Below are 24,622 nucleotides of genomic sequence, written 5' to 3'. Positions count from 1 at the left end.
TGGTTAGCCCTCCGACTCCGTCTGTGCTTCGGGGTTGATTGCATCGAGGACCGCGTCCCCGACGAAGTTGAACGCCAGAATTGTCAGGAAGAGGACGAACCCCGGCACGACCGTAATCCACGGTGCGAGGTCGAGGTAGTCTCGGCCCGATGAAATCAGCGTCCCCCACGAGGGGAGCGTCGGGTCGCCCAGACCGAGGAAGGCAAGCTGTGCCTCGGCCAGCAGGAAGCCCGGCACCGACAGCGTGAGCTAGGTGACGATACTGCTGGCAGTGTTGGGGATGACGTGGCGCCTGACGATGGTGAATCTGCTCGCGCCACTGATTCTGGTCGCCTTGATAAACTCCTCTTCACTAACTGACAGCGCCTTACTGCGGACGTATCTCGCCATGCCACCCCACGCGAACAGCGAGAAGATGAAGATGAACATGGCGAGGCTCGCACCGAAGATGTAGAGGATGAGCAGGAACATGATGAACGTCGGGAACGAGAGGATGATGTCGGTAAACCGCATCATCGTCTCGTCGACCCAACCGCCCGCGAACGCGCTCACGGTACCGAAGGTGATACCGAACGCAGCCACGACAGTCGTCGTGATGAACGCGATTTTCATGCTGATGGTCATCCCGTGAACGACGCCTGCGAGAACACCTTTCCCGCCACGCGTAGTTCCGAGGGGATGCTCCCAGGTTCCATGGCACATGCCGTTCTCGACAGTCCCAAGACACTGGGGGACACTCTGCATATCTATCGTCATCCCGACAGGCGGCTGCAACGCGTGGAGAACGTCCTGTGAGGGCTGTTGGATGAAAAACGGCCCGATAATTCCGCCGACGAAGACGAAGGCGAGCCAGACGAGGCTCACCACTGCCGGCCGGTTCTGGATGAAGCGCCGGTAGTAGTATTTCGCCATCCGTGGGCTCTGGAACATCGGGAGGACCACGTGTGTCCCGAACAGGACGATGGTGAACAGGAACATGAGGTCCAAGTATGTCGGGTCGAACTCGATGCCGATTGTGTCGTACACCGACGAGAGCCCAACCGTCTCGGCGAGTACCGCGAACGTATTCTCACGCTCGCCGACCGCCTGCCACTTGAACACTGACACCAAGGCCATCGGAATAGCCGCTGTCAGCAGCAGCTTCAAGTTCGTCGAGATAGCGAACTGGTTCGAACTCGTGACGTCGTCCCAGTTGACCTTGTCGAATTGGTCTGGTTTTTTCGTTGCCATGGTTATCTATCGTCGTAGCTGATACGCGGGTCGAGCACTGTGAACACCAGGTCCTCTAGCAGATTGCCGACGACCCCGATGAACGTGAATATCAGGACAGACCCCAGGACGAGGTTCGTGTCCTGTGCTACCAGGGCATCGAACGTCGTTCGGCCGAGTCCGGGAATGGAGAAGACGAACTCGACGAGCAGTGATGACCCGAGGAAGACTGCCAGTAACTGTCCCACCAACGTCGTCGAGAGCGGGACCAGAGTCGGTCGCATTACGTGGTATGCGTAGGCCCGGAACGGTGAGACACCTTTCGCCTTCGCGGTCTTCATGAAGTCGGCGTTGATGAATTCCGCAGACTCGTTTCGCGCAACACGCATTGTCGCCGCTATCGACCCGGTTACGAGTACAAACACCGGGAAGAACAACTGTCTAGCGTTCTCGAGGCTAAACACCGCCGCGTCGGTGTTGTATGTTATAGGTATCCACTCGAGCCAGATGCCGAAGACCAACAACAGGATGATGGCGAAGAAGAAATTCGGCATTGCCCAGCCCGCGAAGGCAAAGCCTGTCGCGGCGTGGTCTTTCCAGCTGTACATATTTGCAGCCGAGTACAGCCCTACCAGCGGCCCAATCAATACCGTCAGTATGGTCCAGGGGATGGAGTACTGTGCTGTGTAGTACACTGACTCCAATAACGCCTCTTCGACCGGTTGGTTCCTGGAATCTGACCAGCCCCACTCCAGTGTGTACACGTTCTGCATGAAGTCGAGGTACCGCTCATGCAGCGGCTGGTCGAGGCCGCGGAGTTCCTTGATCCGTTCGCGTGCTTCTGCTGGGTTCTCACCCTGTAACGATGCTGACCGTACTGCGTCTTGTATCTCCGGATTCGGTGAGAACGAAATCAGCAGAAACGCAATCGTCACGATAATCATCGAGACGGCTGCTGCCCACGCAACCCGTAGTGCGACGTAACGTCCAAGTCCCATGTTGTACTGAGTATGTGGAGGTTCGAAAAGTTGTTTGCGCGCGTTTCTGTTCTCTACTGATTACCTGTCGAAGTACCAGGCACCGAAGTCCCAGCCGCTGAAGAAGCTCTCGGTCGGGCCAACCAGGTCTGCGTTCATGCCGGGCAGTCCGTCCGGGAACATGATGGTGATGTAGGGCATCTCCTCGTTGACGTTCCGGAACAGTTCGTTTGCGGCCTCCTGAATCTCGGATTGACTGCTCGCGTTACGCATCTGTTCGAAGATGGACTTCGCGTCGAACTCTGGATAGTAGCCGACCGGGTTGTACGAACAGGCGGCACCATCGAAGAACGCCTCATTCGTGAGCGGGTTCAGTGGGTACGTGTTCAGTCCGTAGATAATCGACAAGTCCCACGACTCACTCGGGTGGTACTCGCGGGGACCGGGGTTCGATGGACCCGGTACGGGGCCGTCCCAGGTAACCTCTTTTCCGTTTATTTCGCGGGTGATGCCGTTCTCGGCGACGTTGTCTTGACCGGTACTCCAGTAGTTGTTCGCGAACGTCACGCCCTCAATCGACTCGACGGAGACGTTGATTCCGAGGTTGTCCGCGAGTTCGTCCCTGATGAACTCACCGGTCTGGATGCGAGTCTCGGAGCCAGCGAGTGCGTACAGCTCGAGGGTGACCTGATTCCCGTCGGGCCCGACGAGCTGTCCGCCGTCGAAGCCGTAATCGTGGTCGGACATCTCGAATGCTTCGCGGGCGAGCTCTTTGGCGACGTCTTCGCCGTAGTTATCGTCGACCCCCCACAGCGTGAGGTTTTCGTCACCCGGATACCACTTGGAGAAGCGCGGCTGCCACGTGAAGTGTGGCTCTCCGAAGCCGTACCGGATACCTTTGATGAGCTCGCGCTTGTTGATTGCCGAGGCGAGTGCCTGACGGAACGGGATGTGACGGAACAGGTTACCGGGGCCGGCGTTCCACCCGTTATCACGCATGTTGACCGCCATGAGGCCACCGGTGTTGAACGACTGTGGCTGCTGGAGGACTTTGAGGTTGTCCATGGCGTCGTACTCAGAGACACGTTCCGGCGGGACTGCTGCACGAGTAATTTCGCCCGTCTCGAGTGCGCCCAGTCGCGAGGACTGCTCCGAGATGATGCGAATCTCTGCACTCTCGAAGTACGGGGCGTTGTTGAACAGCTCGGGACCTTCGTCGATGTTCTGTAGGTAGTAGTTCTCGTTGCGGCTGTAGGTGGTGCCGGCACTGCGTTCCCACTCATCGAGCGTGAACGGCCCGAGATTCCCGGTGAAGCCGAGTTCGAGCAGTTCCTGCTCTTCTTCGAGCCCTTTGGCATCTTCATCCTCCACGTAGGGCTTCATGATGTCGATTGGAATCGGGTACAGCAGCGGCGCATACGTCCTCGGCCAGAGGACGTTCGAAGTCTCAAGCTCGGCCTGGAACGTCATCTCGCCGGTCTGCTCGACGGTGACATCCTGCCAGTCGACTGCGGATGGCGTGTTACCCCAGTCGGTCTGGTGGAGTTCCTGAATCTGGTAGACGAACGTCTCCGCGGTCACTTGGCCGTACGGGTCACTGAACTCCAGCCCGTCGCGGACTTCGAATGTCCACACCTTCCCGTCCTCCGTGGACATGTCGTACACCAGTGGGAAGTAATCGCCGTTCTCGTCGAAGGTATAGCCTTGGTCGAGTGTCCGTCCAATGGCCGTCGCGGCACCGTCAGTGTTGTTGTACAACGGGTTGAGGGTCTCGAATCCGGTCGAGGTGGCCGTAATGTACGAGCCCTGCACCTCGGGCATTTCCATCTCATCGTCGCCGTCTTCTCCGTCACTTCCGTCTTCTCCGTCGCTTCCATCGCTTCCGTCTTCTCCGTCGCTTCCATCGCTTCCGTCTTCTCCGTCGCTTCCATCGCTTCCGTCTTCGCCATCTTCTCCGTCATCGCCGTCTCCGCCACCCAGACAGCCTGCTATGGCAGCGGTACTGCCGACGCCAAGCATCGACAGCCACTGACGACGATTGAGGTATCCCTTTGATTCGATTTGACCGTGTTGTTGCGGCATATCACGGTTTGGGAAACCACACCCAATAAGAGTTTTGGTACCGTATGATAAAACATGCAGAATTGTCCTCCACCCAACATGTGTGTGTGCCACAAGCACGCGGTCTCCATCTCCATCGTCGATTGGGAGCGAAATACACGACCCTCGCGTTCTTTCGGGCCCTTTCTTGCCAACTGCATGGAAATACTCGGGCCGATTGGACGACCTATCGCTGGCGTGCGCTGGGAGTACCTGTCGTCTGTTTATCAGACTTCTTCAGGCGGGTCAGTGTAGGTGGCCCTGAGTGTATACTCATCGATTCGGTCGGGATCAACGTCGGACAACTCGATTGTAAACTCCCAGCTTCCACCCGGCTCTATCGATTTCGAAGCGGTCCCGGTTTTGAGATATCGTTCCATCTCAACGACCAACTCGACGTGCAGACGGAGGTTATCGGCCGTATTTTGGGCTGTTCCCTCGACAATCATCGTATCGCCAAACTCCTTGTTTTCAAACCGAGCCGTGGGGGTGAGTTCGAGGTGTTCGCCGGCGTCACCGTCGAAAGCTATGTTAGCTGGAACCGCGCCATTTCCGCTGTCTTCACCATCGTCACCGCCGTCGCCGCCACCGCCGGAACATCCTGCGAGCCCGACCGTGGCTGCCGTTGCAACCCCACAAAGGAACTGCCTTCGTTCTGGCATAGCGGGGATACATTTTCCTCCAGTATAAACATGCGGGGTGTCCACAATGGCTACAGCTGTCAGATTGCCGAATCGTGTTCGTCCTCGAACTCGCGTTCCTTGCGGTACAGCTCGACGAACGTCTCGAGGTCGAACTCGGCCATATACTGCTCGAACTCTGCTTCGATGGCGTCGTTCTCGGCGTGGCTGATGGCGTGGTCCATCAGCTCAAGTAACAACTCGACGACAATCTCGTGAAGGCGGCGAGCGTCGAAGGCTGACACCCACAGCAGCGCGTAGCCGACACTGCCCTCAGTCGAGCAGTCGGCGCTGGCCAGCTTCTCTGGGAACTCCTCGCCTACCATCGCCATCGCGTGCGGCGTGCCGAACTCCTCGAAGTCGTCGTCAGTTGTTACCGTCTCTCTGAGCGTGTCGACGAGAAACTCGGGGACGAACCTGGCTAGCGGATGGACATCCATCACGATTGCGTGGCTGTCGCCACACGCACACCGGAACTCCCGCATCCCGATGTCGAAATCGGTGGGTTCGACCGTCTCACCGCAGGGCAGTTCGAGCCCGTCGCTCTCGCCAGGGATTCCGGGTTCGGCCATCGTCAGGGCCAGTCGTCGTGGCCGTCGTCCTCGACTTCTGTCGTCGCCTCCTCGAGGGAGAGCTGCCAGTCTGCGGCCTGTGCGGCGGCCTCGACGCCGACGTACTCCCAGTCGGTCTCCTCCGCCAGTGTTTCGTCCTCGTCGGTCGTGCCGACGAAGACGTGTCTGTCGCTGTCGAATTGCGCTTTGATGTTGTTCAGACTCTCCTCGCGAGTCCGTGGCCCGGAGAAAAAGTCCTGTCTGATGCGGTGTTTCCGCGTGAAGTTCGTCACGACGTAGGTCGGTTTGTCAGAGATGACGCCGACGTATTCGGTCCACTGGCGCGCGTCGGTGAACACGCTGTCGGGGTTCCGGAGCTGTTTGAGTGCCTCCAGCTCGAACGCGAGGGTCATGTCGCTGTTTCCGCCGTTCATATGTCCGAATGGAGGGCACCTATTAAAAAAGGGCGTCGGTCCGTTCCCTAGTTGGCTTCGATAGCGCCTTCGAGACGGTCGAGGTCGACGTCTTCCTCGAGCAGAAGTTCCTTTCTGTCCGCAACGTCCCATTCCTCACGGATGAGTTTCTTGTAGGTGGACTGCTGGGAGAGGTCGCCGATGAGGACGCCGCCGACCAGCTTGCCGTCTTTGAACGCCAGCCGCCGCCACTCTGTGTCGCTGTATTTGCGCTCGGCCTCGTCGTCGCCGATGGTGGGGTGTCCAAACGAGAGAAACGGGAAATCGAAGTGTGTAATCGAGTAGGTCGGCACCCAGCGGAAGACCTCCTCGCGGGAGTCATCGACCATGTTCTTTGCGGCGATGTTACCCTGCTCTTTCGCCGAGCCCCATGCCCCGTTTTGGGTGCGCTCGCCGAGGATAACGTCGTGGAACTGGGTAATGTCGCCTGCGGCGTAGATATCTTCGACGCCGGTCCACATGTGTTCGTCGACGACGACGCCATCGTCACATTCGACGCCAGAGCCCTGAAGCCACTCCGTGTTGAAATCTAGACCGATGGCGACGCCGGCCCAGTCACAGTCATAGCGGTCGCCGTCGGGGGTAACTGCCGCCTCGACGTGGCCATCGTCGTCGACCTCGAAACGGTCGACACCTGCCTCGAAGACAGGCGTAATGCCAATCTCTTCGAGCGCGTCGTGCATAATCTCGGCACCGTCGAGCGAGAGGCCGTACCGCCACCAGCGGTTACCTCGCATGATGTAGTAGGCGTCGAGCCCCTGTGCGCCACTGATTGCCGCCAAGTCGATGCCGAGCAGCCCGGCGCCGACGATGACGCCTTTGCCGGCATCTTCGACGTTCCCCCGAATCTCGCGTGCGTCTTGGAACGTCCAGAAGTGATTGATGCCGTCGGCATCAGAGTTCTCGACAGGAAGCTGTGCTGGCGTCCCTCCTGTCGCGATAAGGAGTTTGTCGTACTCGTAGACGTCGCCCTCGTGTGTTTCGACGGTGTGAGCGTCCGAGTCGACGTTGACGACGTACGTGTTCAGCTCCAGGTCGATATCGCGCTCCTCGTACCACTCTGGCTCGTGAATCGAAATCGGCGCTTCGGGGAGCTTTCCTTTGGCGTACTCCTTGATGAGGATACGGTTATACAGCGCTTCACCCTCGTCCGTGATGACCGTAATCTCCGCGTCTGGGTCTTCCTCACGGATGGTCTCGGCGGCCGAGCTACCGGCAATCCCATCGCCGACGATGACGTGCGACGTGCTCATATACCGGAGGTTACGGGTCAGGGTTAATGTGGATTGCTATATCTTGCTTATCAATTGTGAGGATAATAACGAATCTGTGAGAATTCAGCGTTCGCCCGCGATGCGGTCGGCACACTCGAACCCGGCGACGATACCACCGTTGAGCGACCGCTCGGGATACTGGGCTCGGCTTGCCATCCCCGCGTAGTAGAGTCCATCGGCCACCGCCTTTCCGAGGTCGTATGGGACGACCATGTCGAGGTAGCCACGCTCGTAGATTGGCGCAGTCCGCGGGTTCCGTGCCGTCTGTATCCAGTTGACCATCTCGCGGTCGAACTGTGGGAACAAGTCTGCGATGCCGTCGAGCCATAGCGCTTCGATTTCGTCGTCGTCTTTCTTCCAGAGAGGCGTCTCCAGGTCCTGGATGTACCGAGCCACATAGAGGAGGTGTTCGCCGCCGTAGCGCTCTGGTGGGACGAAGTTCGTGTGTTCGATGAGTGCACCGAACGGCGACTCGTCTGCGATGTTGAGCCAGTAGGTGTCCATCAGTGGCTCGGAGAGGCTGAGGACCGAACAGATGGTCCCCTGAAACTCGATAGCACACTCGTAGCCGGTCAACCCTTCGAGGACGTTCGGCATCGCCGCAACGACCACGTCGTCGACATCGTGGCGGTCGACACCGGTCGACCGAGACTTCGTTTCGAGCCCGGTCACGACGCCACCTGTCACGTCGAGGTCGGTTACGCGGGTGCCAGTCTGGATGTTCTCCTGACCAACGCTGTCGACGAGTGCGTCGAGCAGGGTGCCAAAGCCACCCTGCAGGTAGCCCAGAATCTCGCCGCGAAGAATATCTCGCTCGCCCCGAAATTTCACTCGTCCCAGCAGCCACGCCGCGCTGACGTCTTCCCAACGGTCGCCGAACTTTGCCTCTAAAAGCGGCTTGAAAAACCGCTCGAAACAGCCCTGTGAGGTGTGGTCGAGAATAAACTCCTTGACGGGAACGTCCTCGAAATCCTCCAGACGCTCGTAGGTATCGAACGACGGAATGCCACCGCGCACGTCGATATCGAGGACGAGCATCCCCAGCCGGAACTTGTCGTACAAGGAGAGATGCGGGTAGGCGAGTATCTCCCAGGGTTTGTCCATCGGGTGAGCGACGCCGTCGACGTAGTAGGCGTCGGAGCCGTACCGCCATTCGAGGTCGTCTCCTAACCCCACCTCGTCGACGAGTTCGACGATGGTCTCCTCGGATTTCGACAGGTGGTGATAGAACTTTTCGATGGGGTCGCCTGCGGTCTCGTAAACCGCGGCGAGGCCGCCGACTTGGTCGCTCGCTTCGAAGACGCGCACGTCGTAGCCGTGTTCCTGCAGCCTGTGGGCGGCCGCAAGCCCGGCGACTCCCCCGCCGACGACACCTATCATTGGTGGCAGTTCTGCCCTCTCGTGGATATGTGTTGTGACTCTTCGAGCGGACAGATTGGCTTTCCAGACCGCTGAAAACGACCGCCTGAATATGTATCCTGGACTAGTAACCTTCCTCTATGGTCACAGTTCGAATACGCCGGCTCGGTGTCTTCGGCATCTTCGGTGTGTTCGGTATCGTCGCAGACGAACCGGCGCTGTTTGGGTTGTTCGCGCTGTTTGGGACTGACAAAAAGATAATACTTCCGGCCCCAGATTTCCTCACAGACGCCGAGTGAGGCTTGCAGCCGGTCGTGGCGGGGTCCCCGGCACGGTTCACTCAGTTCCTCAAACAATCGGATGTTGTGAAATTATGCTGGTTTGATGTATGGCTGTCGTGTACGGTCTCGTATGAGCAACCAGCAGTACAGCGAAGGTCAGTTCGACGACGCACTCGACGCGCTGGCACACGTCCAGCGTCGGAAGCTTTTGCTTGGGTTGTTAGACCACAATCCACAGGACGATTCACCAGATCTCTCGGTCGAACACACCGACGCAGTCAAACGTCTCGTCGAGATGGAGCACGTCCACCTGCCGAAACTCGCCGAATACGGCTTCATCACCTGGGATAGAGAACAAAACGAGGTAGCCAAAGGCCCAGAGTTCGACGATATCCGGCCGCTCATCGAACTGATTGCAGACAACGAGAGCGAACTTCCCGACGCCTGGGCGTAGTCACCCAAGCGCCGGTGGCGGGACTTCTTGTCGAAGCTGCTGGAGTTGCTGTTGCTGGTCGGCGACGACCAGGGTCACTTTGTTGTCGACCGCGTGGAACTCGTAGGCGTCGGGGTTCGAAATCTGTTGGAGCGCGTAGTGCTGTACCGGCACCGGAAACCGCTCGGCGGTCGGGCCCCAGAGCCCGAGTTCGAGCGGGTCGTCGTTGTCTCGAAGCTCGGTGTACAGCGATGCGAAGCCGTCGATGCCCTCGATTTCGAGCGTTTCATCGAGCGTATCGTCGTCTGCCTGCGGTGCGTCGACATCTGCAAACGCGACTTTCTGTGACTCGTCGATGTACTCGTCGAGATACGATTCGAGTGAGTCCGCCCCGAGCGCCTCGGGGTCGATGCTCACGTGGAGGTTGAACTCGGCCATCTGCCTGTCGTTGGAGACGAGGACGCCAAACCGTTTCGGTTACTCGGCTTCCTCCATCGCCATACTGGGCTCGGCCCAGATGACGAACTGCTCGTCCTCGTCGCGGTCGATGACTCCGTTGATGTAGTTTTCCTGTACCGGCGGCTCGTTGACATCGTCGTCGGTAATCGGGGATACCTGCCGTACATCGTCGACGACCCAGCCGATGTGTCCCTGGTCCTCGAAGGACTCCGAGTCGAAGACGATAATCAGCCCACCGGGCGAGACGTCGTCTTTGTCGATGGTCACTTTCGGATTGAGTATCGTCGTAATCTGCCCGCGGAGGTCGACGACGCCCTCAACGTACTCGGGCGTGTTCGGGACTCGCGTAATTTTCTCTTCTTTGACGATTTCTTCGATGTAGTCGATATCGAGACAGTAGTACTCGTCGCCGAGCTTGAATTCGAGAACGCGCGTCTCGTCTTCGTGGTTTTCCTCGTCGTCGAGCGCTCCGGCGGGGGTCGCGGTGTCAGCGTCGGCTACCTCCTCTGGTGTGGCAGTGTCGGCCGTCGCCTCGGAAGACTCCAGCGCTTCCTCTAGCTGCTCGGTGTCCGGCAGCGGTGCACTGACGTCGTCCTCTGTATCGGGGCTGTCGGCAGTTGTCTCGTCCGTTGTCGAAGTCTCTGGGACGTTCACGTCGGGCACGTCGGTACCCTCACCTGCGTCGCCGTCGAGGTCGGTGTTCGTATCCATCTCTTCGGGCTCCTCGCTCGCTGTGTCTCTCTCGCTCGTCTCGGCCTCGTCGGTCGTCTTACTCGACGGCGCCTCCGTCTCGCTGTCTCTGCCGGAGTCGGTCGGTTCGCCTCCGTCGCCGCTTGGCTCGGCTGCGTCTCGGCTGTCGCCTTCGCGCATTTTCCTGATACGTTTCGCCCGGTCCAGTCGTTCGTCGTCGTCGTTGTCACTCATGGTTTCACCTCGGGACGGTCGAACTGCCTGTCGAGTTCTGCCGCAATCGTCTCGAACACGTCGGCCATGTCGACCGACGGGTCGTACTCGAATACCGAGTTCCCGGCCGAAAACGCCCGCTGGAGTGCAACCCGCTTGCGCACCTCCCAGACGGGCGTCTCGGGGTACACTTCGTTGAGCCACTCTATCATTGTCTCGTCCTCGTTGGTCTGCTCGACGCGGTTTGCGACGACACCGACCGTGTTTACCGTCATATCGACGTGGTCCTCCAGGGCGGCAATCTGTTGCATGAGCAGTTCGATTGCCCGCTCGGAGGTCGCTTCGGTCAGTGCCGGGACGAGTACGTTCCCGGTCGCGAAGATACTCGCGTCCGTGAGTTTGCCGTAGAACGGCGGCGAGTCCACGATAACGTAATCGTAGTCGTCTTCGATGTGAGAGAGTGCTGCCGACAGCACATTCAGTGCGTGTGGCCCCTCGATATCGTCGGCCTCGACGTTCAGCGTCAGCTCTTCGAGCGCGTCGAGTGCCGCTCTGTTTCCCTGCAGCTGTGCCATCACGTCTGCCAGTGTCAGCTCGTGTTCCGCGTGAAGCAGGTCGATGTTCGCCGGAAGCACGTCCATTTCCTCGTGTTCGACGACGAGGTCACCGACGTTCGGTCGCGTGTCCACATCGGTGAGCACGTCGAACAGCGTCGGTGGCGAGGCGTCGTAGGCCTCCAGTAACCCCAGGCCCTCTGTCGCGTTCCCCTGTGGGTCGACATCCACGAACAGAACGTCCCGACCACGCTGGTTCAACGCCCCCGCAACGTTGATTGCGATTGTCGTCTTCCCGGTACCTCCTTTCGCGTTCGTCACACAGAAACGGGCTGGCCCGGTGTCGTCACCTGTCATCGTCTCGTGTTGGGACGGATGTGACCCGTAGTAATAAAAATACGTTTCCAATTCTCACTCACAAGAACCCGCTTGTCCCGTCAGACGGTCGTCTTACCCATCGACAACATTTACAATAGCCCGACGCGATACAGTATTCAATGAGCATCAATCCGAGCGATTACGACCTCAACGAGCTCCGGAAGATGGCCCGGGAGCGAGGTGGTGACGCCGGCGACCGGCGCGATGTCGACGAGGCCGACATCGGTCCCTCCAGTGGCCTCGACGCCGGTAGCACGCCCTCGGGCGGTGGTGGCGGCCAGACCTCCTACAGAGCGGGGCTCTATCGTGAACTCCTCCCGCTCGAAGCGACAAACGACGCTGAGAAACCGTATCTCGACGGTCTTCCAGAACACTACGGCGGCGAGAACCTCGTCTTCGAATGGCTCGAATTTCTCTTGCTTCACGCCGGCTATCAGGGGGCCGTCGAGGCGCTCAACTACTACGAAGCTGTCGGCTGGATTACCGAAGACTGCGAGTCGACGCTCAACGACTACCTGCTCGGCCTCGAAGAGGAGACCGGCTCTGAGGGGACGGCACTCGATATCGACGACCACCTGCTCAGTCTCGTCTACATCGCAAAGCTCGCCTCGATGACGTAGCTTCACTTTCAGTCCGGGGTTTGCGAACCTTCTTACGGGAGCGAGCACAACCACAGTCCAGCAGATGGCACGCGCGGACAACACCGAACTCATCGACACATTCGAGGAATTCTACCGGAGTTACTACCGCAACGAAATCGGCGAACTGGCACAGAAATACCCCAACGAGCAGAAATCGCTGTACATCGACTGGGGCGACCTCTATCGGTTCGACCCGGCGGTGGCCGACGACTTCCGGAACAAGCCCGAACAGCTCCGGGAGTACGCCGAGGAAGCACTCCGCCTCTACGACCTTCCGGTCGACGTTTCGCTGGGGCAGGCACACGTCCGCGTCACCGGCCTCCCAAACCAGACCGATATCCGCGAGATTCGGGCCGACCACCGCGGCATGCTCATCGCGATTCAGGGCATCGTCCGGAAGGCGACCGATGTGCGTCCGAAGATTACGACCGCCGCCTTCGAGTGCCAGCGCTGTGGGACGCTGAGCAGAATTCCACAGGAAGGCGGCGACTTCCAGGAACCCCACGAGTGTCAGGGCTGTGAGCGACAGGGGCCCTTCCGTATCAACTACGACCAGTCCGAGTTTATCGACGCACAGAAGCTCCGAGTACAGGAGTCTCCGGAGGGGCTGCGTGGCGGTGAGACTCCACAGAGCGTCGATATCGACATCGAGGACGATATCACCGGCGAGGTCACGGCCGGCGACCACGTTCAAGTTACCGGCGTGTTGAAACTCGACCAGCAGGGGTCAGAACGAGAGAAATCCGCCATGTTCGACTTCTACATGGACGGGATGACCGTCGAAATCGAGGACGAGCAGTTCGAGGAGATGGACATCACCGACGAGGACAAGACCCAGATTATCGAACTCTCGAACGAGCCCGACATCTACGAGCAGATGGAACAGTCTATCGCGCCCTCGATTTACGGCTACCAGAAAGAAAAGCGGGCGATGATTTTCCAGCTTTTCTCTGGGGTCACCAAACACCTCCCCGACGGGTCGCGCACGCGTGGTGACCTCCATATGCTCCTCATCGGGGATCCTGGAACGGGGAAGTGTATGTCCGGAGAGGAGTACATCTGGTTAGCTGATGGGTCTCGGGTAAAGATTGGAGAGTTCGTCGAAAACAACCTCGATGACCCGGTCGAAATTGACGACGGTTACTATTCGGAGATAGATGTCGCTGTCCCCTCGTTATCCGAAGACGGGACGGTCTCTGAGCGAAACGCAACAAAAGTATGGAAGCGTGAAGCTCCTGAGAAAATGTATCGCGTTCGCACTGCGCGGGGACGAGGGCTGGAAGTGACGCCATCTCACCCGCTATTCGTTCAAAAAGGCGGGCAGTTTACCGCCGAACGGGCAGAGGAACTTGACGAGGGGGATTTCGTCGCAACACCGGCACACGCCCCATCCGGGTCAGAAGCCACTCTCGATGTCGAGTATCGATCTTCGAAGGCAAACAACGCAGTAACTGTGGATCTGCCGGATGTTTGGACCCCGTGGCTCGCACGTCTCATCGGGTATATTGTCGCGGAGGGGTATGTAGAATTAGACGAAGAGAACTCCGGCTCCGTGAGAATTACAAACGCAGACGAGGAGATCCGTTCCGATGTCAAGCACAGCTACGAACGTCTCGGAGTTCCATACTCGGAATACGAGGGTCGCGACAGAACGCCGGCCAACGTCGTGAGATGCTCGGCCAGCGAATTTGTGAGGTTTCTCGAACAGTTGGAGCCGAAGATACTCGAGACATCAGAGCAACAACGAGTTCCGGAAGCGATTCTTCGGGCACCAGAGTATATTCAAAGCGCCTTCCTGAAGGCATACATCGACAGTGAGGGTCACGTATCGACGAACGAACGCGAACTGACAGTCGCTTCAAAGAGCGAGGGCCTCTTAGAGGATGTAAGACTGCTGTTGTGTTCGGCTGGTATCGACAGCTCGCTGAAACAGAGACAAAACGACAGTTACCGACTCCGGATAAGCGGTCGTGGCTTCGAAACCTACGTGTCGTCGATTGGCTTTGTTACCCGACGGAAATCGGAAGCAGCCTCTGAACACGCGCCAACTCCTCAAAACACGAACACCGATGTCGTCCCGGGGGTTGGTGACCTTCTCCGGAAAGTTCGTGGTTCGCTTTGCTTGACCCAGTCAGAATGTGGCCTGCCACGGTCGACATACCAGCACTACGAGCGAGGTGACCGAAACCCGAGTCGTCAGGGCCTCACTACGGTGATAGACTCCTTTGAGGAGCGAATCGAGTGGTTACAGCAAGCACGGAAACGCGTCGGGGACGGTGATTGGAGTGAGCTCGAATCCGTTCGAGCAGAACTCAACATCTCACAGTGTGCCCTGGCCGCCGGGATGGATGTCACACAGGGCGCGATTAGTTACCATGAACGTAACGATGTCGCTCCTGATGGAGGACAGGTGGAGGATGCACGGGCCGTGGTCTCGAGAAAAATCGACGAAGCTCTTTCAGTTACAGGAGCGGTCGAGCGGCTTCGGAGGCTCGCTGAGGCAGATGTCAGATGGGATTCCATCGAATCAATCGAGGCAGTCGAACCTGACTACGACTGGGTTTATGACCTCGAAGTAGCGGGAACCCACAACTACATATCGAATGGCATTGTGTCGCACAATTCCGCCATGCTCCAGTACGTCAAAAACATCGCCCCTCGCTCGGTGTACACCTCCGGGAAGGGTAGCTCTTCGGCAGGGCTGACGGCCGCTGCGGTCCGGGACGACTTCGGCGACGGCCAGCAGTGGACTCTCGAAGCCGGCGCACTCGTGCTCGCAGACCAGGGGATTGCGGCTGTCGACGAGCTCGATAAGATGCGCTCGGAAGATCAGAGCGCGATGCACGAAGCGCTGGAACAGCAGTCGTATCACCCCGATACGGAGGTGTTGTTGTCAGACGGTCGGCGGGTCGAAATCGGCGAGTTCGTCGACGAGAAGATGGCTGCTCGCCCAGATGATGTCGTCGATGGAGTCGACTGTGAAATACTTCCAGTCGAAGACATCGGCGTCCACACAGTCGACTTCGAGAGCAACGAGGTCGAGAAACAACCCGTCGACAGGGTCAGCAGGCACAAAGCGCCTGACAAGTTCGTCCGAGTCACGTTCTCGAACGGCCGGAGTGTACTCGTGACGCCCGAGCACCCGATGTTCGTTGACGACGAGGGACAGGTCGGGACCGTCGAAGCGCGCGATATAGACGAGGGAGCGTTCGTCCCGGCGCCTCGGAAACTTCCAAACTCGACACAACCTGTGGAGCTGACACCCGAACAGTGCCTCGGCAAGGAGAAAGATGTCGAACTTCCCGAACAGATGTCGGCAGACCTCGCCGAAATTCTGGGCCTACTCACTGCAGAGGGACACTCGTACGCGGGCTCTGCGCACGAAATCGGGTTCTCGAATCAGGATGAACGCCTGCTTTCTCGGGCGGCTGAACTGATGGGTAACGTGTTCGGGATAGAGAGTACTGACACGACGAACGCGGCTGGGACTGTCACCAAACGGTGGGTGTCCACGAAGCTCTACCGCTGGTTCCAGGAGAACGTTCCCGAACTGATGCACACTGCGCGGGACAAGCGCATCCCAACAGCAGTTCTCGGTGCCTCGGAAGAGGAGATTCGCCGGTTCTTGGTCGGGGCCTTCGCTGGAGATGGGGGCGTCGAGAGCGAGGCGATGGCGTTCTCCACGGCATCAGCGGGGCTAGCCAGAGACTACGCGGACGCGCTCTCGAAAATCGGCGTTGCATCGCGTATCCATCGTGACACTGCCGAAAACACGTGGAAAGTCTACGTGATGGGCGACTCGACAGAACGGTTCGTCGAACGGGTCGTCCAGCAGGCCGACGACCGGTACGAGGACGCACAGGCGTTCGTCGAGCGGAGCAACGAGACGCCGCGACACCACGACGTGTTGCCAACGAGCGCAGCCCGAGAAATTCGGGAACTCAGGCGACTGCTGGGTCTCCGGCTGACCGGGAACGTTCGCCCACACCTCGACGAAGGATTCGGGGTGCGAGTCGAGACGGTCGAGGCCGAACTCACCAAGCTACACGAACGCCTTGCGGAGATACGAGAGGACCTGACCGACGCAACGACATTATCAGAGGTCCGCACAGCAATCGGATGGTCTGCCCGTAACCTGGCCGAACGCATCGGTGAGACAACTAGTACTGTCCATTACGCGGAAGACGGCGGATACGACGCCAACCGACGCGATGAACTTACTGATGTTGCACGTGAGACCATCGAAGCGGCACTCACAGAATTCGAGCGTCGTGCCGACGCTCTCGAACGTCGATGTGACCTTCGGTACTACCGTGTTACGGATGTTGAGACAGTCTCCAACGAAGGCGAATACGACTGTGACTGGGTGTACGATGTCACAGTCGAACCGACCAATACGTTCGTCAGCGAGGGCGTCGTACTCCACAACTCCATCAGCGTGAGCAAGGCTGGCATCAACGCTACGCTGAAATCACGGTGTTCGTTGCTCGGTGCCGCCAACCCAACCTACGGGCGGTTCGACCAGTACGAGCCGATTGGCGAGCAAATCGACCTCGAACCGCCGCTCATCTCGCGGTTCGACCTCATATTCACGGTGACAGACGACCCCAACGAGGAGAAAGACGCAGAGCTGGCAGAACACATCCTCAAGACCAATTACGCCGGAGAGCTGAACACGCACCGCGAGCACATGACCAGCTCCGAGTACACCGAAGAGGAGGTCGAGAACGTCACCGAAGACGTTGCGCCGACTATCGACGCGGAGCTGTTGCGCAAGTACGTCGCCTACGCGAAACGGACCTGTTATCCGACGATGACAGAAGAGGCAAAGAGTCGGATACAGGATTTCTACGTCCAGCTTCGCTCTCGGGGCGCAGACGAAGACGCAGCGGTCCCAGTCACGGCCCGAAAACTCGAGGCGCTGGTCCGACTAGCAGAGGCAAGTGCACGGGTCCGGCTCTCGGACACCGTCGAGAAAGAGGACGCCGAGCGTGCCACCGCTATCACCCGGTACTGTCTCGAAGATATCGGGATGGACCCCGAAACCGGAGAGTTCGACGCCGACGTCATCGAGACGGGCACCTCAAAGAGCCAGCGCGACCGCATCAAGAACATCAAACACCTCATCTCCACAATCGAAGACGAGTACGACGAAGGCGCGCCCGTCGACGTGATAATCGAGCGCGCAGAGGAGGAGGGTATCGAGACGAGCAAGGCCGAACACGAAATCGAGAAGCTCAAACAGAAAGGCGAGGTCTACGAGCCACGGACCGACCACCTTCGCACGACCTGAGATGGACCGAATCTCGACGCTTCGCAACATCGAGGACGCACTCACCCGATACGAGGAGGACGACCTCTCGTTGCCGGAGCTCGAACGCGAGGTTCGCGGCGTGTTACGCACCTACGCAACTGACTTCCAGCCCGAGGCTGCCGCCTACCGCGCACGGGGCGACGGGTCGGTCGATGGCCTCGTCGTCGTCGCCACCTCGCGCCACGAAGCCCGCGAGAACATCACTGACCTCCTCGACGACCCGGGCGAGTTCCAGGTCGAGCCCATCGAATAAGGAGTCCAGAGGTTTATATCCGGGTACGGGACCACGCACGATATGCACGCGTTCCGCGAGGTCGAAACCGCTGCATACTGTCCTCGGAAACTCTACTATCGGCAGCGAGACGCCGATACCGAGGAGACGCCAGAGCGAGTCAAACGCCGGCGCGAACTCGCCTTCGAGTACGACCGCCTCCGCTCGGTCGAGGGTGCACTGGCCGAGGCACCGGTCGCGGTCACGCCGACACAGTACCGCGCCAATCTCGGCTGTGCACGGGCGAGAATCGACTACTGGGACGAACTCGTAAACCCGACCGACCGCGACGTCTTTCTGCGGGGACGTGACTGTTATGGGGTGGTACACAAGATTTTGGAGGCTGAGATGCCGACGCCGTCGCTCGTCTTCGGCGGCGAGCCACCCGAACAAGGTGTCTGGGAACCACAGAGCGTCAGACTGGTCGCCGCGGCGAAAGCCCTTTCCTGGGAACGAGAGCTATCGGTCGACCGCGCCGTCGCCGAATATCCGGGATACGGTGTCGTTCGGCAAATCGATATCGACACACGGCGGACAGCCGCCTACCGCAGTGCCAGACGCACGGTATCGGCAATCGACGGACCGCCGGCGAAGACGAGCAACCGGTCGAAGTGTGGGGCCTGTGAGTATCGAGACCAGTGTGGCGTCAGCACGCGCTCACTCAGCAGCCTCCTTGGCGGATAACGCGGTCAGTTCTCTCCGAGCCAGGCCTCGATAGCGGCCGCGTCGGCCCCACGGCGGTGAATCTCGCCCGCGGAGACGTCGACGACTGTCGACCCGCCACCTGGTGTCTTTCCGCCGTCGATGACGACGGCAGCAGCGTCTCGCACCTGCTCGCTGACTGCCGTCACGTGACGAGCGCTTCCGTGTCCGCTGACGTTTGCACTCGTTGCGGTAGTCGGTCCGGCTCGGCGTGCTAGCTCTCGCGAACCCTCGTGGTCCGGGATTCGGATTCCGACCTTGTCGCGGCCGGCAGTCAAGACATCGGGAACCGTCGGGCCTCGCTCGACGACAAGCGTCACTGGACCGGGGAGGAACTGTTCGGCGAACCGTCGTTCCCGATCGCCCAGTCGAGTGTGTTCGGCGGCAGTATCGATGTCTGGAACGGCCATCGACACCGGTTTCGAGCGGTCACGCCCTTTTATCTCGAAGACACGCTTGACGGCCGCCGAGTCCAGCGCGTCTGCCCCGAGTCCGTAGACTGTTTCCGTCGGATAGACTACGACCTCACCGGCTGCTATCGCGTCGGCCGCCGTCTGTAACTCGTCGGTGACCATTCAGGCAAGCTCCGTTTCGACCGCGTCTTCGAGGTCGTCGTAGTCGGGAAACGCCGGCCACTCCTCTGCGACCCAGGTGTAGCCGATTGTTCCACCGGCATCGATGAGGAATACGGCGGGTCGTGGCTCGCTGATTCCCTCCATTCCGTCGAGACTGTACTCGATGTCATAAGAGCGGGCAACCTCGTTGCTGGGGTCCGAGAAGAGCCGGAAACCCGTGTCTTCGATTCCCTGCTCGTCGATGAACGACTTGTGTTCGTACGGCGAGGATATCGAGAGCCCGACGACCGTCAGCTCGTAGTCGTCGAACCGACGGTCTCTGAGTTCGTTCCAGAGGTACGTCGCCGGAAACGCACCGTCCATCGAGTGAAAGACCAGGAGAACTGGTCCCGAGTCGAGCAGCGCCGACAGCGACGTGTCTTCCCAGTACTCCTCGTTGACGAGCGGCCGGGTGAAATCAGGTGCCTCCTCACCAACTGTTGGGTGGTCCGTGGCCGGCAGGTCGACGACATCGAAATCCATGGGTCAGGCACCCCCGTCAGAAACCGCAGCCTGTGTCGTCGCTCCCTCTGCCAGTGGTCCCTCGTCGCCGTACGTTCGCTCGAGGTAGTCGACGATGTTCGCGCTCTCGGCCATCGTCACGCCGGTGTTCTCGTCGACGATGACAGGAACAGTCCGGACGCCGGTCAACCGTTTCACGACGTTCCGTTCCGAGTGGAGTGGTTCGACAAACCGGGACTGGTAGTCGAGGTCCAGTTCCGACAGTACGCGGACGACCCGCTCGCAGTATGGACACGCTTGGAGTCGGTAGAGCGTGAGTGGTTCCTGACTCATATCCACTGTTACGGTCGTTGGTTGCCTAAACCCTTCGCACGCGACAGAGACCGGCTAACTCGGCCACGACGACAAGACTTAATCCTCGCGCCTGTCAACGTCCGGGTCGATGGATAGCCTACGCCCTGTCGGAAATCCTGACCCAGTCGCCCAGGCTGTCTTCGACACAGAGCGGTTACTCGAACCGGCGCTCCAGATGGTCGAGGTGTTTGGTCTCGAAATCCCGGACCCGTATTTTGCTGGTATCGGTGTACTGATTCTCCTCGTCTTGCTCGCCCTTTCGGGGTTCTTCTCGTCCTCCGAGATTGCGATGTTCGCGTTTCCGGACCACCGCATCGAGAAGATGGTCGAGGAGAACCGGCGTGGGTCGGAGTCCCTGCAAGACCTGAAATCTGACCCACACCGTCTGCTCGTGACGATTCTCGTCGGCAACAACCTGGTCAACATCGCCATGTCCTCGATTGCGACGGGGATACTCGGCTACTTTCTGGCGAGTCAGAGCATCGCCGTTCTCGTCTCGACGTTCGGTATCACAGCGCTCGTCTTGCTCTTTGGCGAGAGCGCCCCCAAATCCTACGCCATCGACAACACAGAGCCTTGGGCGCTTCGGACGGCTCCGTTCCTCAAACTTGCCGAGTACGTTCTCCTTCCGCTAGTCATCCTGTTCGATTACCTGACGCGGTTAGTGAACAAACTCACCGGCGGCCAGTCGGCTATCGAAGAGGGATATGTCACCCGGGACGAAATCCGTGAAATCATCGAGACCGGCGAGCGCGAGGGGGTTCTCGACGAGGAAGAGCGCCAGATGCTCCAGCGGACCCTCCGGTTTAACCGCACCATCGTCAAGGAGGTCATGACGCCTCGCCTCGATATGACTGCTGTCGCCAAGAGCGCGACCATCGACGAGGCTATCGAGACCTGCATCCAGAGCGGTCACGAGCGACTCCCTGTCTACGACGGCGAACTCGACAACGTCATCGGCGTCGTCCACATCAACGAACTCGTCCGGAACCGCCATTACAGCGGGACAGACGGCATCGAACTGGAAGACATCGTCGAGCCGACGCTGCACGTTCCAGAGTCGAAAAACGTCGACGACCTGCTCCAGGAGATGCGCGACAACCGTATTAACATGGTCATTGTCATCGACGAGTTCGGGACGACCGAAGGGCTGGCGACGATGGAAGACCTCGTCGAGGAAATCGTCGGCGAAATCCTCGAAGGTGGTGAGGAACAGCCGATAGAACGCGTCGACGACGACACTGCAGTCGTCAAAGGCGAAGTCAACATCGATGAGGTCAACGACGTCCTCGATATTTTCCTGCCGGAAGGCGAGGAGTTCGAGACTATCGCCGGGTTCGTGTTCAACAGAGCCGGCCGACTCGTCGAGCAGGGCGAGACTATCGAGTACGACGGCCTAGAAATCCTGGTCGAACAGGTCGAAAACACGCGAATTCTGAAAGCCCGGATCGCCGGTCTGGCTGACTACGAGCAACCTGACAGCAAACCCGACCCCGAAGAACAGGAACTGTAGGTCAGACCAGCGTCGTCAGGCTAAACAGTCCGTATCCGAGCACGAGCGCGCCTGCGAGTGATGCAACCCAGGCGAACACTGTGTATCCGATTTTCCTCGCGCTGACCTCGCCGGTGCCGTCCCGTGCGGCAAAGCCGCTGCCGATAATCGCCGAGACGATAATCTGGTTAAACGAGACGGGGATACCGAAGAAGACGGCTGTCTGTGCCAGCGCGAACGACGGAATGAGGGCGGCAATCGACCGGTTGGGTCCCAGTGCGGCGTAGTCCTGTGAAATCGCCTTTATCATCCGCGGCGCACCTGTCCAGGAACCAATTAGCAGTCCGAGTCCACCCCCGACGAGGACGAACGTGAGCGGAATGTCGAAGTCACCGAGCAACGGCACGAGTGGGCCCAGCGCCAGCCCAACCTGGCTTCCGCCCGCCGAGAATGCGACGAGCCCACCCAGTGTAAGCAAGAACTGTCGCTGCGCGCGGGTGGGATTGTGCCTGACCTGATAGGACAACAGCCCCCAGACTGCCACGGCGAGGAGTATCACCGCCCCGAGATACGGAAGCGTACCGCCGCCGAACTGACTACTCATGGCGTCGGCAAACGACCCCTGTTTGTCTCCGGGGGCGAAAAAGACGAACTGGACGTTGGCAAGTATTATGCCGATAAGGCCGCCAAGTGCCGGAATCGCGGTCGATTCGGCGATGCTGTCTGCCCGCAGCAGCCTTGCGACTGCGTATGCCACGCCGCCGCCAACGAACGGCGTCCCTATCCAGAGCGTGGCGATTTCGGCGTATTTTCCCCACGCGGGGTCGCCTCCCATTGCCATCCCGACACCGACGACGGCTCCGGTGACGGTAAACGCCGTCGCGATGGGGTAGCCGGTGAAGATTCCGACAGCGACGAGGGCAGCAGCGAGCAACAGCGCAATCGTCGCCGCCACTGCCGAGAGCTCGACCCCACCGACGAGTTCAGTCCCGACTGCCTCTGTTACGTTTGCCCCCTGGAGTGTCGCGCCGAGCAGGCCCAAAATACCGACTAGGAATCCGGCTCGCATCACTGAGATAGCGTTTGCACCGACGGCTGGCGCAAACGGCGTCGACCCCGACGACCCGGCACCGATAGCCCAGGCCATGAACAGACTCGCTACTCCGGACACTGCCAGCGTCACTAACCCACCGGTTGCGACCATCTACCCGGCATTATATCACGGAGTGGCAAGAGGGTGCTGGTCGACTGGCCAACCGACTCCGTGCGTCGACTGATTTATCCCTCCGCACGCAGGTAGAATCAGGTATGTACGCCGTCGTCGGCTGTGACGCCTGTAGTGCGCTCTGGATTGTCGAAGGCAATCCCGAAACCAGTCAGTGCCCGCGCTGTGGAAAGACACGCAGTCACGACAAGCGACGTAAATTTGTGACAACGGACGACGAAGACCACGCACGCGAAGTCCGGTCCTCGATGCTGGCGACACGACAGGGCCACGGCGATGCCTTTGCCGAGTTAGACTCTTTTACCGAACTTGACGACCAAGTCGAGGACAGCGGTATCGACGACGAGACGTATCTGATGGAATCTGGACTCGATGCCGAGGAGATACAGCGTGCAGAGTCAGACTCCGGAGGGACACAGAGCCGAAAGGAAACCGTTCGCGAGGCGGTACGGACACTCTCTGAACCCACTGCTGGGGATATCATCGCCTACGCAAGCGACAGAGGTGTCCCCGAGTCTTACACCGAGCGAGCACTGGAGAAACTCGTCAGGGCCGGCGAGATTTCGGAAAGTCGAGGGCAGTATCGGCTCCTCTGACTGCAGTGTCTCCCGTCGCTCATGTCGGGCGACGAATAACCGGGATTTACTGGACGGCGACCTGTTCGGCCTCTTCCTCGGCTTCTTCCTTGGCTTCCTGTTCTTTCTTGTCTTTGATTTTCTTCAAGCGGAAGATTTCTTCACGCTCCTGTTCTTCGAGCTTCTGTTCGATGTACTCCTGGTTTTCCTGTAGCTCCGGCAGTAGCTTGAATTCCAGAGCGTTGACGCGGCGTTTGGTTGTCTCGATTTCGTCGAGCATCTTCTTCATCGCCGTCTCGACCTCGGCTGCGAGGATGATTGATTCGAGCAGTTCCTCGTAGGCCTCGGCGGCTTCGTCGATGCGGGCGCTCGTCCCGAGCACACCGTAACCCCGCTCTTGTAGGTTCTTCTGGACCTTGCTCGACTCAATCTGTGGCACGACGACGCCCATGATGTTTTTCGACTGGGTGGTAATCTCGGGGTGCTCTTTGAGTGCGGCCGCAGCGCCGCGGACCGCAACGTCGCCCTCCATCGCACGCGCCATGTCGATAGCGCGCTGTGCCTCCTGATAATCTGCTTCCAGTCCCGACCGAACGTCCTGTGCCTGGTCGAGAATCTCCTGGAACTCCATGATGAGGCCGTCACGCTTTTTCTCTAGCGTGTCGTGCCCACGCTCGGATAGCTCGATGCGCTCTTCTATCTCCATGAGGTTCTTCCGCGTGGGTTTGACGTCCTTGGCCATTTGCTCCCTGGTTGTGTACCGAGCCAGTTAACCGTTTTCAGTCGTGGCTGTCCGCACCGTTGCCGTCCTGACTCTGCCTGCTGTAGTATAGCTGTGACACCCAGTAGACGAGCGCACCGAGCAACAGCAAATCGAACAGTCGCTGGGTCGGACCACCGTCGGTCCTAAAGCCGTAGGCCCAAGACCCCAAGAGTGCGACCATCAAGACGGCAAATCCGTTTCTGGCGGCTCGCATCACCGGGTCTGTCTCGTTCATTTGCAACTTCTACCGCCCACTCGCACTTAGAATCACCCTTCGCGCCGCCGCTTATCAACATCCAGTGGTGGCTCGAAAATAAGAAGATATTTAGAATCTGTCAGTAGTACGCTGCCATATGAGCGACAGCACCCAAACATGGGCTGTGCTTTCGGTCGTTGGACTGGGGCTGACAAGTGCGAGTCTGTTACTGTCGGATTCACTTCCGGCAGTTGTCGGCTACTCGTTCCTCGGGCTTGCTGTGGTGCTCGGCATCCTTGCTGTCTGGCAGGCCGACCGCGAGACAGCACTGATGTGAGACACAGCTATCGTTTCGCACAACCACAGTCAAAAGAGCAACTGG

The 24,622-nt window shown here is 59.2% G+C and carries 25 protein-coding genes and 1 pseudogene; 9 read left to right on the top strand and 17 right to left on the bottom strand.

Annotation, left to right across the window (positions count from 1 at the left end):
- Positions 1–3: 3 nt before the first annotated feature.
- The 8 genes and pseudogenes from BLR34_RS04045 to BLR34_RS04010 form a co-directional block, all read right to left on the bottom strand.
- Positions 4–1,230 (bottom strand): annotated as a pseudogene (locus BLR34_RS04045) (ABC transporter permease).
- Between the two features lie 2 nt (positions 1,231–1,232).
- Positions 1,233–2,207 (bottom strand): ABC transporter permease, encoded by a 975-nt coding sequence (locus tag BLR34_RS04040; RefSeq protein WP_092699701.1) that lies wholly within the window; start codon positions 2,205–2,207, stop codon positions 1,233–1,235.
- Between the two features lie 60 nt (positions 2,208–2,267).
- Positions 2,268–4,268 (bottom strand): ABC transporter substrate-binding protein, encoded by a 2,001-nt coding sequence (locus BLR34_RS04035; protein ID WP_092699699.1) that lies wholly within the window; start codon positions 4,266–4,268, stop codon positions 2,268–2,270.
- Positions 4,269–4,513: 245 nt separating this feature from the next.
- Positions 4,514–4,948, bottom strand: coding sequence for a hypothetical protein (locus BLR34_RS16870; protein WP_092699697.1), 435 nt, complete (start codon positions 4,946–4,948; stop codon positions 4,514–4,516).
- A gap of 59 nt (positions 4,949–5,007) precedes the next feature.
- Positions 5,008–5,538, bottom strand: coding sequence for a DUF5815 family protein (locus BLR34_RS04025; protein WP_092699695.1), 531 nt, complete (start codon positions 5,536–5,538; stop codon positions 5,008–5,010).
- A gap of 2 nt (positions 5,539–5,540) precedes the next feature.
- Positions 5,541–5,951, bottom strand: a complete 411-nt coding sequence (locus tag BLR34_RS04020) for a DUF7124 domain-containing protein (protein WP_092699693.1) — start codon at positions 5,949–5,951, stop codon at positions 5,541–5,543.
- Between the two features lie 47 nt (positions 5,952–5,998).
- Positions 5,999–7,243 carry an NAD(P)/FAD-dependent oxidoreductase gene (locus BLR34_RS04015; protein WP_092699691.1) on the bottom strand — a complete coding sequence of 415 codons (1,245 nt, stop codon included), beginning with the start codon at positions 7,241–7,243 and terminating at the stop codon, positions 5,999–6,001.
- 84 nt (positions 7,244–7,327) lie between these two features.
- The gene (locus BLR34_RS04010) at positions 7,328–8,644 is read right to left on the bottom strand and encodes an NAD(P)/FAD-dependent oxidoreductase (RefSeq protein WP_092699689.1); all 1,317 of its coding nucleotides are present in this window, start codon (positions 8,642–8,644) and stop codon (positions 7,328–7,330) included.
- A gap of 119 nt (positions 8,645–8,763) precedes the next feature.
- Between BLR34_RS04010 and BLR34_RS16865 the strand changes: the two genes are divergently transcribed.
- Both BLR34_RS16865 and BLR34_RS04005 read left to right on the top strand, forming a co-directional pair.
- Positions 8,764–8,922 (top strand): hypothetical protein, encoded by a 159-nt coding sequence (locus BLR34_RS16865; RefSeq protein ID WP_176765233.1) that lies wholly within the window; start codon positions 8,764–8,766, stop codon positions 8,920–8,922.
- 112 nt (positions 8,923–9,034) lie between these two features.
- Positions 9,035–9,358, top strand: coding sequence for a hypothetical protein (locus tag BLR34_RS04005; RefSeq protein ID WP_092699687.1), 324 nt, complete (start codon positions 9,035–9,037; stop codon positions 9,356–9,358).
- Here BLR34_RS04005 and BLR34_RS04000 read toward each other — a convergent pair whose 3' ends face one another.
- Genes BLR34_RS04000 through BLR34_RS03990 form a run of 3 tightly spaced genes read right to left on the bottom strand, consistent with a single transcriptional unit; the run spans position 9,359 to position 11,610 of the window.
- Positions 9,359–9,775, bottom strand: a complete 417-nt coding sequence (locus tag BLR34_RS04000) for a hypothetical protein (RefSeq protein WP_092699685.1) — start codon at positions 9,773–9,775, stop codon at positions 9,359–9,361.
- 39 nt (positions 9,776–9,814) lie between these two features.
- Complete coding sequence (locus BLR34_RS03995; protein ID WP_092699683.1) at positions 9,815–10,720, bottom strand: chemotaxis protein CheW; 906 nt, start codon at positions 10,718–10,720, stop codon at positions 9,815–9,817.
- On the bottom strand, positions 10,717–11,610 hold the full coding sequence (locus tag BLR34_RS03990; RefSeq protein WP_092699681.1) for a ParA family protein: 894 nt from the start codon (positions 11,608–11,610) through the stop codon (positions 10,717–10,719). Before BLR34_RS03990 ends, BLR34_RS03995 begins: the two co-directional genes overlap by 4 nt.
- A 140-nt stretch (positions 11,611–11,750) precedes the next feature.
- Here BLR34_RS03990 and BLR34_RS03985 point away from each other — a divergent pair, with 140 nt between their 5' ends.
- The 4 genes from BLR34_RS03985 to BLR34_RS03970 all read left to right on the top strand — a co-directional run bounded on the left by BLR34_RS03985 (position 11,751) and on the right by BLR34_RS03970 (position 18,541).
- A complete protein-coding gene (locus BLR34_RS03985) occupies positions 11,751–12,251 on the top strand; it encodes a FlaD/FlaE family flagellar protein (protein ID WP_092699679.1) in 501 nt (166 codons plus the stop codon).
- Positions 12,252–12,315: 64 nt separating this feature from the next.
- Entirely contained in the window at positions 12,316–17,565 is a 5,250-nt protein-coding gene (locus tag BLR34_RS03980; RefSeq protein WP_092699677.1) for an LAGLIDADG family homing endonuclease, read from the top strand.
- A 1-nt stretch (position 17,566) separates the two neighbouring features.
- Complete coding sequence (locus BLR34_RS03975) at positions 17,567–17,839, top strand: DUF7854 family protein (protein ID WP_092699675.1); 273 nt, start codon at positions 17,567–17,569, stop codon at positions 17,837–17,839.
- Positions 17,840–17,881: 42 nt separating this feature from the next.
- Complete coding sequence (locus BLR34_RS03970) at positions 17,882–18,541, top strand: CRISPR-associated protein Cas4 (protein WP_092699673.1); 660 nt, start codon at positions 17,882–17,884, stop codon at positions 18,539–18,541.
- 5 nt (positions 18,542–18,546) lie between these two features.
- Here BLR34_RS03970 and BLR34_RS03965 read toward each other — a convergent pair whose 3' ends face one another.
- From BLR34_RS03965 to BLR34_RS03955, 3 genes are read right to left on the bottom strand one after another with little or no spacing between them, the layout of a single operon-like run.
- Positions 18,547–19,134, bottom strand: a complete 588-nt coding sequence (locus BLR34_RS03965; RefSeq protein ID WP_092699671.1) for an L-threonylcarbamoyladenylate synthase — start codon at positions 19,132–19,134, stop codon at positions 18,547–18,549.
- The gene (locus tag BLR34_RS03960; RefSeq protein ID WP_092699669.1) at positions 19,135–19,656 is read right to left on the bottom strand and encodes a redoxin domain-containing protein; all 522 of its coding nucleotides are present in this window, start codon (positions 19,654–19,656) and stop codon (positions 19,135–19,137) included.
- A gap of 3 nt (positions 19,657–19,659) precedes the next feature.
- Entirely contained in the window at positions 19,660–19,968 is a 309-nt protein-coding gene (locus BLR34_RS03955; RefSeq protein WP_092699667.1) for a glutathione S-transferase N-terminal domain-containing protein, read from the bottom strand.
- A 196-nt stretch (positions 19,969–20,164) separates the two neighbouring features.
- Here BLR34_RS03955 and BLR34_RS03950 point away from each other — a divergent pair, with 196 nt between their 5' ends.
- The gene (locus tag BLR34_RS03950) at positions 20,165–21,502 is read left to right on the top strand and encodes a hemolysin family protein (RefSeq protein WP_092699991.1); all 1,338 of its coding nucleotides are present in this window, start codon (positions 20,165–20,167) and stop codon (positions 21,500–21,502) included.
- A gap of 1 nt (position 21,503) precedes the next feature.
- Here BLR34_RS03950 and BLR34_RS03945 read toward each other — a convergent pair whose 3' ends face one another.
- On the bottom strand, positions 21,504–22,685 hold the full coding sequence (locus BLR34_RS03945) for an inorganic phosphate transporter (RefSeq protein ID WP_092699665.1): 1,182 nt from the start codon (positions 22,683–22,685) through the stop codon (positions 21,504–21,506).
- A 104-nt stretch (positions 22,686–22,789) separates the two neighbouring features.
- Here BLR34_RS03945 and BLR34_RS03940 point away from each other — a divergent pair, with 104 nt between their 5' ends.
- Entirely contained in the window at positions 22,790–23,302 is a 513-nt protein-coding gene (locus BLR34_RS03940; protein WP_092699663.1) for a DUF5817 domain-containing protein, read from the top strand.
- Between the two features lie 46 nt (positions 23,303–23,348).
- Here BLR34_RS03940 and BLR34_RS03935 read toward each other — a convergent pair whose 3' ends face one another.
- Both BLR34_RS03935 and BLR34_RS03930 read right to left on the bottom strand, forming a co-directional pair.
- Positions 23,349–24,023: a V-type ATP synthase subunit D gene (locus tag BLR34_RS03935; protein WP_092699661.1), complete on the bottom strand. Its 675-nt coding sequence runs from the start codon at positions 24,021–24,023 to the stop codon at positions 23,349–23,351.
- 37 nt (positions 24,024–24,060) lie between these two features.
- Positions 24,061–24,279 carry a hypothetical protein gene (locus tag BLR34_RS03930; protein ID WP_092699659.1) on the bottom strand — a complete coding sequence of 73 codons (219 nt, stop codon included), beginning with the start codon at positions 24,277–24,279 and terminating at the stop codon, positions 24,061–24,063.
- Positions 24,280–24,397: 118 nt separating this feature from the next.
- On the opposite strand from BLR34_RS03930, the gene BLR34_RS03925 reads away from it, so the two are divergent.
- A complete protein-coding gene (locus BLR34_RS03925; protein ID WP_092699658.1) occupies positions 24,398–24,577 on the top strand; it encodes a hypothetical protein in 180 nt (59 codons plus the stop codon).
- Positions 24,578–24,622 lie beyond the last annotated feature (45 nt).

Source organism: Halovenus aranensis, assembly GCF_900100385.1.
In the GTDB taxonomy this organism is placed as follows: Archaea; Halobacteriota; Halobacteria; order Halobacteriales; family Haloarculaceae; genus Halovenus; species Halovenus aranensis.
The sequence above is the reverse complement of the archived record's forward strand: the minus strand, read 5'-3'. Positions and strand labels throughout refer to the sequence as shown.